The organism is Amphritea sp. (assembly GCF_050300915.1).
Taxonomy (GTDB): domain Bacteria; phylum Pseudomonadota; class Gammaproteobacteria; order Pseudomonadales; family Balneatricaceae; genus Amphritea.
In genome coordinates this window covers 24,771-33,013 of sequence record NZ_JBNKYN010000049.1, presented here as the reverse complement: position 1 = coordinate 33,013, position 8,243 = coordinate 24,771, and the positions used below count along the sequence as shown (strand labels likewise).

Sequence of the window (8,243 nt, the reverse complement as noted above, 5' to 3'; positions counted from 1 at the left end):
GAAGAGTTCCGCAGAATAGATAACCCGAAACACTCTCAGGTTAACGGCCTTGGACTGGGGCTGGCGATCACCGAACGCATCGCCCGCATGCTCAACCATCCCATCAATGTGCGTTCATGGCCTGGCAAAGGCACCGTTTTCAGCGTCAACGTTCCCCTGGGTGACAAAACTAAGGCGGTTAAGCCTCGCCCCGAAAAACGCGGCTGGATTCGCAGCAAAGGTCTCGAAGGGATCAAGGTGCTGGTTATCGATAATGAACCTAAAATTCTTGAAGGGATGAGCGCTCTGCTACAAGGATGGTCCTGCTCAGTGCTGACCGCAATCTCGGCCAACGAAGCCAAAGACCGGGTGATTGAGCAAGAATTTATACCGGACATTATCCTTGCTGACTATCACCTCGATGAAACCCGTACTGGCGTCATGGCACTGCAGCAGCTGGGAGAACTCTGGCACCATCCAATTCCTGCGGTTGTGATTACCGCAGACCGGACCGATGCCGTCAAGGAGGAGATCGCCAACACCCAGGCAGAGATTCTGCACAAGCCTATCAAGCCTGCTGCCCTCAGAGCGATCATCAGCAAGCTGATTACAACCGCCAAGTCGTAGTGATAGCGATTCACTGTGGACGAGCACTAAAGCCACACACTGAAAGCATGCGTATCACCCACAATAAAAAAACGCGCCCCTGAGGCGCGTGTTTTTGTCATATTTCATATTCGCTGAAACACCCTCGCCACATGGAAATGAGGGGCGCTTTACGAATATCAGTTCATCTCTGTTTTAGGTGGATCAACGCAAAGACGCTGTGCCGCAATAACGGCCTGAGTACGACTGTGCACTCCCAGCTTACGCAGAATAGCGGTCACATGGGCTTTAATTGTCGCCTCTGAGACATTCAGATCATAGGCAATCTGCTTGTTCAGCAACCCTTCGGTCAGCATCGTCAACACCCGGAACTGTTGCGGCGTCAGCGATGCCAGATTAGTGGCAAATTTCTGGTCTTCCTCAGTGACATCCACCACCCCTTCAGCCACCTCTTCCGGCAGCCACTCTTCGCCTTCAAGCACCGTGGTTATCGCTTCAGCGATCACATCAAGCGGCGAGGATTTTGGGATAAAACCGGAAGCACCGTAGTCCAATGCCCGCTTCATCACTGAAGACTCTTCACTACCGGAAACCACCACCACAGGAATGCCAGGATTTTTTCCCCGCAGAAAAACCAAACCCGTAAAACCATTAGTGCCCGGCATATGCAGATCAAGCAACACCAGATCCGCATCAGGATTATTTTCTACAGCAGCCTGAACGGCTTCCAGGGAATCGGCTTCGACGATTTCAACGCCAGGAACAGCCTGAGTAACGGCCTGCTTCAGCGCCGCTCGGAACAACGGATGGTCATCCGCAATGATTATCTTCTGCGCCAGTTGCATTCAGCTAATCTCCCTCCTTACCCGCTTTCACCGCACGAAAGCGTGTAAATATATCCGCTTATAGAGTGCTAACCTGTCGGCTGCACCTGATTATATTAACACCACTTTTAAAGCAAAACTCCCCCCCGACCTAAAAAACCGGGAGGGAGTAAGGGAATTGTAGTCCGAAATTAATTCGGCAGCACAATTACTTACGGTTCATCCGATTCTCAATCAGATCATCAACCACAGACGGATCTGCCAGGGTGGAGGTATCACCCAGTGCGTCAAAGTCGTTTTCAGCAATCTTCCGCAGAATACGACGCATGATTTTACCGGAACGGGTCTTAGGCATACCCGGCGCAAACTGAATCAGGTCGGGCGAAGCGATTGGACCGATCTCGGAACGCACATGTAAACGCAGCTCTTGCAGCAGCTCTTCTGATTGTTCAAAACCAGCCTGCAGAGTCACATAAACATAGATACCCTGACCTTTCAGCTCATGGGGATAACCCACAACCGCAGCCTCAGCGACAGCAGGATGCGCAACCAGTGCTGATTCCACCTCGGCAGTACCCATACGGTGACCGGAGACGTTGATTACGTCATCAACACGTCCAGTGATCCAGTAGTAACCATCCTCATCACGGCGGGCACCATCACCAGTTGTGTAGTAACCTTTGTATGTGGTGAAGTAGGTCTGAGTAAAGCGCTCATGGTCGCCCCAGATAGAGCGACTCTGACCCGGCCAGGAATCTTTAATGACCAGATTACCATCAGTCGCGCCTTCCAGTTCATTACCTTCCGCATCCAGCAGCGCTGGCTGCACCCCAAAGAACGGACGCGAGGCCGCCCCAGGCTTGGCTGCAGTCGCCCCCGGCAACGGCAGAATCATCATGCCACCGGTCTCTGTCTGCCACCAGGTATCAACGATTGGACAGCGGTTCTGACCAACAATACGGTAGTACCACTCCCAGGCTTCAGGGTTGATCGGCTCGCCCACAGAACCCAGAATGCGCAGGCTGGACAGATCGGAATCACCCAGCACATCTTCACCCTGCTGCATCAGCGCACGAATAGCGGTTGGCGCAGTGTAGAACTGGTTAACTTTGTGTTTCTCGATAACACGACCAAAACGGCTGTTATCCGGATAGCTTGGTACACCTTCAAACATCAGCGAGGTTGCACCGTTAGCCAGCGGCCCATAAACAATATAGCTGTGACCGGTTACCCAACCCACATCCGCGGTACACCAGTAGATATCGCCATCTTTGTAATCAAAAGCATACTGGTGAGTCATCGCTGCATACACCATGTAACCACCAGTCGTGTGCTTCAGACCTTTCGGTGCACCGGTAGAACCGGAGGTGTAGAGGATAAACATCGGCGCTTCGGCTTCCATCTCTTCTGCAGGACAATCAGCAGAAGCATTGGCAACCAGATCTTCATACCAGACATCAACATTATCATCCCAGGCAACATCCTGGTCGACACGCTTAACGACAATAACGCTTTCCACCAGCGCTTTAGCTGCGGCATGTTTCAGTGCTTTATCAACGTTAAGTTTCAGCGGTACCGACTTGCCGGCACGCAGAGAATAATTAGAGGTAACAACGACTTTGGATTCAGCACCCTCGATACGGGCGGCCAGTGCTTCTGGAGAGAATCCACCAAAGACGATTGAGTGCACGGCCCCGATACGGGTACAGGCCAGCATCGCAACGGCAGCTTCAGGAATCATTGGCATGTACAGGGTAACCACATCACCCTTTTCAACACCGCGGGCTTTCAGCACATTGGCAAACTTACACACGCGCTCATGCAGATCACGGTAGGTGATATTTTCTGACTCACTCGGATCATCACCTTCCCAGATAATCGCAACCTGATCACCCCGGGTTTCCAGGTGACGGTCCAGACAGTTATAGGAAGCGTTCAGCGTACCATCTTCAAACCAGCGGATATCAACGTTATGAGGATCAAAAGTGGTATTTTTGACTTTGGTGTACGGTTTAAACCAGTCCAGACGCTTACCTTCCTCTCCCCAGAAAGTGTCCGGATCATTGATTGACTGCTCATACATCGCCAGATATTTTTCATTATTGACATGCGCAGTCGCAGCCAGCTCTTCGCTAACCGGATATATCTTGGAATCGCTCATGTGAGATGCCCTTAGCTTGTTAATTATTCTTTGCAGTAACTATCGCTACCTAAAAGCCGATAACCACGTCTCCCTATCCCTGTTTTACCGATTTTATTGTTATTGCGGCGAGTTTTCAGGTCATTCATGTCCAGAGTATAACAAACGCTCTGAAACTATTATTTTTAGTGGTTAATGTTATACCGAAGTGACCGATTCCTGCTGAATTAGACATTGGTCTATCCGACACAGGCCATTAGTCGTAGCAAGGTCATTAACTACAACTTTAGACGTATAAAAAACAGTTTTTTTGATGTATTAACTTTTCAGCTGAGCATCAAGGTCGATGCCGGCTTCACGAATCCGCGCCAACTTATAGCGCAGCGTCCGCGGACTGATACCCAGTTTTTCTGCTGCCTCCTTACGACTACCGCCGGTTTCCCGCAGCGTCTCAATCAACAGCTGAAACTCATGCTGTTTCATATCATTACCCAGCTGACTACTCTCATCAGCCGGGACACTGACGGAACTGATACGACCCGCCATCTCTGAGGTTTGCATACTGCCGGGCTGAATATGCAGGTCAGCCGGACCGATCAGCGCACCTTGCTGCAAGATCAGCGCCCGCTGCACAATGTTATCCAGTTCACGCACATTGCCTGGCCAGTGATAAGCCTGTAGCGCACGCTGTGCTTCCTCGCTGAGAGAGACTGCGGTGCGGTTCATTTTGCGGGAGTATTTTGCCAGCAGACGCTGTGCCAGAGGCACAATATCACCGACCCGCTCCCGCAGCGGCAACCATTGAAGCGGAAAGACATTAAGCCGGTAGTACAGGTCTTCGCGGAACTTATGCTCCGCCACATACTCCTCCAGCCTGCGGTTCGTGGTTGCCAGAATTCTGACATCCAGATTGATCACCTTGCGGCCACCCACTCGCTCCACCTGCTGCTCCTGCAGCACCCGTAGCAATTTCGCCTGTAATCCCAGGTCCATCTCGGAGATCTCATCCAGCAAAATAGTGCCGCCGTTGGCTTGTTCAAACTTACCGGGATTACTGGTATAGGCGCCGGTAAACGCGCCCTTTTCATGACCAAACAGCGTTGCCTCCAGCATATTCTCTGGAATCGCTGCACAGTTAATCGCTACAAATGGCTTGTCGGCCCGGGGGGAATGCATATGGATGTACTGCGCCAGCACCTCTTTACCGGTACCACTCTCCCCGGTAATCAAAACGGTAGAGTCGGTTTCAGCAACTCGCCGCGCCACCTGTAGCAACTGTTTACTGCTGGTCTCCTCGGCGATGGGCTGAACGCTATCCTGCTCGCTTAATTGCGTGCCGGTATAGCGCTTCACGACCTCAATCAATGCTTCCGGCGCAAACGGCTTCATCAGATAATCCACCGCACCGCTGCGGATCGCATCCACCGCTTTATTAACCTGACCATAAGCGGTAATCAGCATCACCGGCAGACAGGGCTGGGTCTGCTGAATCTTTTCCAGTAGCTGGTGGCCATCCATCCCCCCCATATTGACGTCACTGACCACCATATCTACCGGGTTTTCTGCGATTACCTCCAGCGCCTGCTCTCCGGAGTCCGCTTCCAGATAATCAAAGCCCGCCAGTTCCAGCGTGTCGACCAGCGCCTCCCGCAGATCCGCATCGTCTTCAACCACTAATACCTGAATGCTCATAAACTATCCGATTCCGCTTTCATTATTTTCACTGCTGTTATCACTCACCTGACGACTGGCCTGATTATCGGTCTGACCGCCCGTTTGATAGGGAATAAGAAAAGCTGCCTGAGTGCCAACCCCCAACTGCGAGCGTAGCAGAAACTCGCCATGGTGAGCCTTGGCCACTACCTGCGCCACCGCAAGCCCTAAACCGGTGCCATGGGATTTAGTTGAATAAAACGGCTCCAGCACCTTTTTACAAAGCTCCACATCCATTCCCGGACCGTTATCACGCACCTCGATACCCAGCTTATCACCGATCAGCTGCGCTTCAATGACCAGCTCGGTGCCTTTACCTCCGGCCTGCAAGGCGTTGTTAACCAGGTTCATAATGGCCCCCAGCAATGACTCTTTATTACACTGCAGCTGTAACTCCGGCACCCGGTTAAGACAGTCACAGTCGGCGTCCCAGCTATGCAGAGGCATATCCAGCGCATCTTCCAGTTCACGGAACAACTCTGCAACACTGATGCGATCCTCCAGCCGGGTCTCACCCCGGGCAAAAATCAGCATATCACGCACTTGCAGTTCAAGATTCTCCAGGCGGGATTTTACTTTTCCGGCGAATTTAATCCGTTGCTCCGGCCGCAACTCCGGCTTCATCAGATGCCCGGCATAAAGTAAGGCCGCAGACAGAGGGGTTCGCACCTGATGTGCCAGCGAGGCCATCATCCGCCCCATCTCTGAAAGGCGTTGATAATGAGCCAGACGTCCTTGCAACAGCCGGGTATCGGTCTGATCGGTTAGCATCAGCAGCTGACCAGACTCATTCGCCAGAGTACTGGTCGACAAACTAACCCGGCGGCCACTTTTCAATGAAACTTCGTGACCATCATCGCTACGGGGGGCAAAGCTGCGCTGTATCACGGCGATCCAGGGCTCATTTTTCAACGGCAGCCCCAGCAACTGTTCAGCCGCACTGTTACACTCTGCCACCCGTCCCCGGCTATCAATGACGACAACTCCAGCGGGCAACAGATCCAGCAGATCTTCCAGCCGGCCCGAGAGACGCTCATGCTCAACCTGTTTTTCTACACTGGTCTGGCGAACCTGATCCAGTTGCGCCCTTAGCTGACTATTTTCCGCTTCCAGCTGAGCTATTCTATTATTGGCGTCTGTCATCATCTATTTTCGCTGAATTCCATATTTACGCATCTTCTCCACCAGCGTGGTCCGACGAATCTGCAACAGCTCTGCTGCCCTGGCGACAACCCCGGCGGTTTGCTCCAGCGCCTGGCTAATTAAAGCCTGCTCGATATTTTCAATGTGCAGCTTCAGATCAATCCCTTGTTCCGGCAGTTCAAGCAGATTCGGGGTTGCCGGCTCATGTTCACCCGGGGCAGCACCCGCTCGTCCAATATAGATCTCAGGCTCAGGCTCCGCTATATGGCGAAACTTTGGCGGCAACTCGCTGACACCCACCACCGCATCGGGATAAAGAATAGCCAGCCGCTCCACCAGATTGGCCAGCTCACGAATATTGCCTGCCCAGTCATGCTGTTGCAGCGAACGAATTGCCGCGGGGTGAAAGCGGATACGCCCAAACCCCTCTTTAGCAAGGCGGCGGGCAAACTCATCCACCAGCGGCGGGATATCCTCAATTCTGGCTCGCAGCGGCGGCATATCAATGGGAAACACATTGAGACGGTAATAAAGATCTTCGCGAAAGCTGCCATCAATAATCATCTGTTCCAGGTTTTTGTGGGTAGCCGCAATAATTCTGACATCACAATCGATGGTGATACTGCCACCCACCCGCTCGAAGCAGCGTTCTTGCAAGACCCGCAGCAATTTAACCTGCATCGGCAGCGGCATATCACCGATCTCATCAAGAAACAGGGTGCCACCATTAGCCATCTCAAAACGCCCGGCCCGTGAGTTAATCGCGCCGGTAAACGCGCCCTTCTCATGACCAAACAATTCGCTTTCCAATAGATCAGCCGGGATAGCACCGCAATTCACCGGCACAAAAGGCCCACTTGACCGCTTTGATGCCCGGTGCAGACTATTGGCAACAATCTCCTTGCCAGTGCCACTTTCACCAGTAATCAGTACATTGACATCCCGCCCGGCCACCTGACTGATCATCTTACGCACCAGCGCCATCGCTTCACTGTGCCCTACCATTCCCTCAAACTGACTGGCAACCGATTTGGGGGAAAACAGATCAGGTTGACCGGCATACTGCAACTGCAGCTGGCGATAGATCAGTGCCCGGTGCATCATCACCGTCAGCGCCTCCAGCGAAGCATCCGGATTTAACCGGCCAATAATCTTTTCCTGCAACTTCTCTGATAACTGATCAAGTTCTGGCCAGGGGAAAACAGCGATCACTGGCAGCTTGTCATCCAGCCGGTCAAACTGTTGCATCAGTTTTTCCAGGGAGATCGGCAACGAGCACTGCCCCAACCAGACAACCGAGCGATTGCCTGGCTCGGTAATTTCGCCCTGCAACCAGGATACGTAGTCAGTCGTTACATGATTGATCTCAGCAAAGCCCAGCCGTTCTGACAGATGGGTCCGACTCTCCACATCATCATCAATATATATAATTTGTAGCGGACTGGTCATAGGGTTACCAAATCAACGGTATCTCAGGATTCAAATGGGAGAAATGCAATACATAAGCATACACGTCAAATTTATGACATACAGAGATAAAATACAATAAAAGAAGATGATGTTTTTTTGACACTCAAGCCTGAAAAATGAAACCTGCCAACATTAAGCCCTCAACCTTAACCTGCTTTAACACTCAGATTCAGGCCCCTTATTCGGCACAGAAACACGGCTTGAATAAAATATTACACAAAATGGGTAATGACATTTTTCACCTATAGCCCCCGTATTTCGAGGGCTTTAATAAAAATGTCCATTAATTGCGACTTTTTCTCTAAAGCCCACCTAAAGTTTCAAAACAGTGCGCCGTTAACCTTCACACGAAATGAAATTATATGTGA

Annotated in this window: 6 protein-coding genes; 1 reads left to right on the top strand and 5 read right to left on the bottom strand. The window is 51.7% G+C overall.

Annotation, left to right across the window (positions count from 1 at the left end):
* Window positions 1–606, top strand: a 606-nt coding sequence (locus tag ACQY8X_RS13520) for an ATP-binding response regulator (RefSeq protein ID WP_428035665.1), incomplete at its 5' end; no start/stop codon positions are given.
* 158 nt (window positions 607–764) lie between these two features.
* Here the strand turns inward: ACQY8X_RS13520 and ACQY8X_RS13515 are convergent.
* The 5 genes from ACQY8X_RS13515 to ACQY8X_RS13495 all read right to left on the bottom strand — a co-directional run bounded on the left by ACQY8X_RS13515 (window position 765) and on the right by ACQY8X_RS13495 (window position 7,854).
* Window positions 765–1,430 carry a response regulator transcription factor gene (locus tag ACQY8X_RS13515; protein WP_428035664.1) on the bottom strand — a complete coding sequence of 222 codons (666 nt, stop codon included), beginning with the start codon at window positions 1,428–1,430 and terminating at the stop codon, window positions 765–767.
* A 187-nt stretch (window positions 1,431–1,617) separates the two neighbouring features.
* On the bottom strand, window positions 1,618–3,570 hold the full coding sequence (gene acs, locus ACQY8X_RS13510; protein ID WP_428035663.1) for an acetate--CoA ligase: 1,953 nt from the start codon (window positions 3,568–3,570) through the stop codon (window positions 1,618–1,620).
* Between the two features lie 297 nt (window positions 3,571–3,867).
* Window positions 3,868–5,241: a sigma-54-dependent transcriptional regulator gene (locus tag ACQY8X_RS13505; protein ID WP_428035662.1), complete on the bottom strand. Its 1,374-nt coding sequence runs from the start codon at window positions 5,239–5,241 to the stop codon at window positions 3,868–3,870.
* Window positions 5,242–5,244: 3 nt separating this feature from the next.
* On the bottom strand, window positions 5,245–6,408 hold the full coding sequence (locus tag ACQY8X_RS13500) for a sensor histidine kinase (protein WP_428035661.1): 1,164 nt from the start codon (window positions 6,406–6,408) through the stop codon (window positions 5,245–5,247).
* Complete coding sequence (locus ACQY8X_RS13495; RefSeq protein WP_428035660.1) at window positions 6,409–7,854, bottom strand: sigma-54 interaction domain-containing protein; 1,446 nt, start codon at window positions 7,852–7,854, stop codon at window positions 6,409–6,411.
* Between the last annotated feature and the right edge of the window lie 389 nt (window positions 7,855–8,243).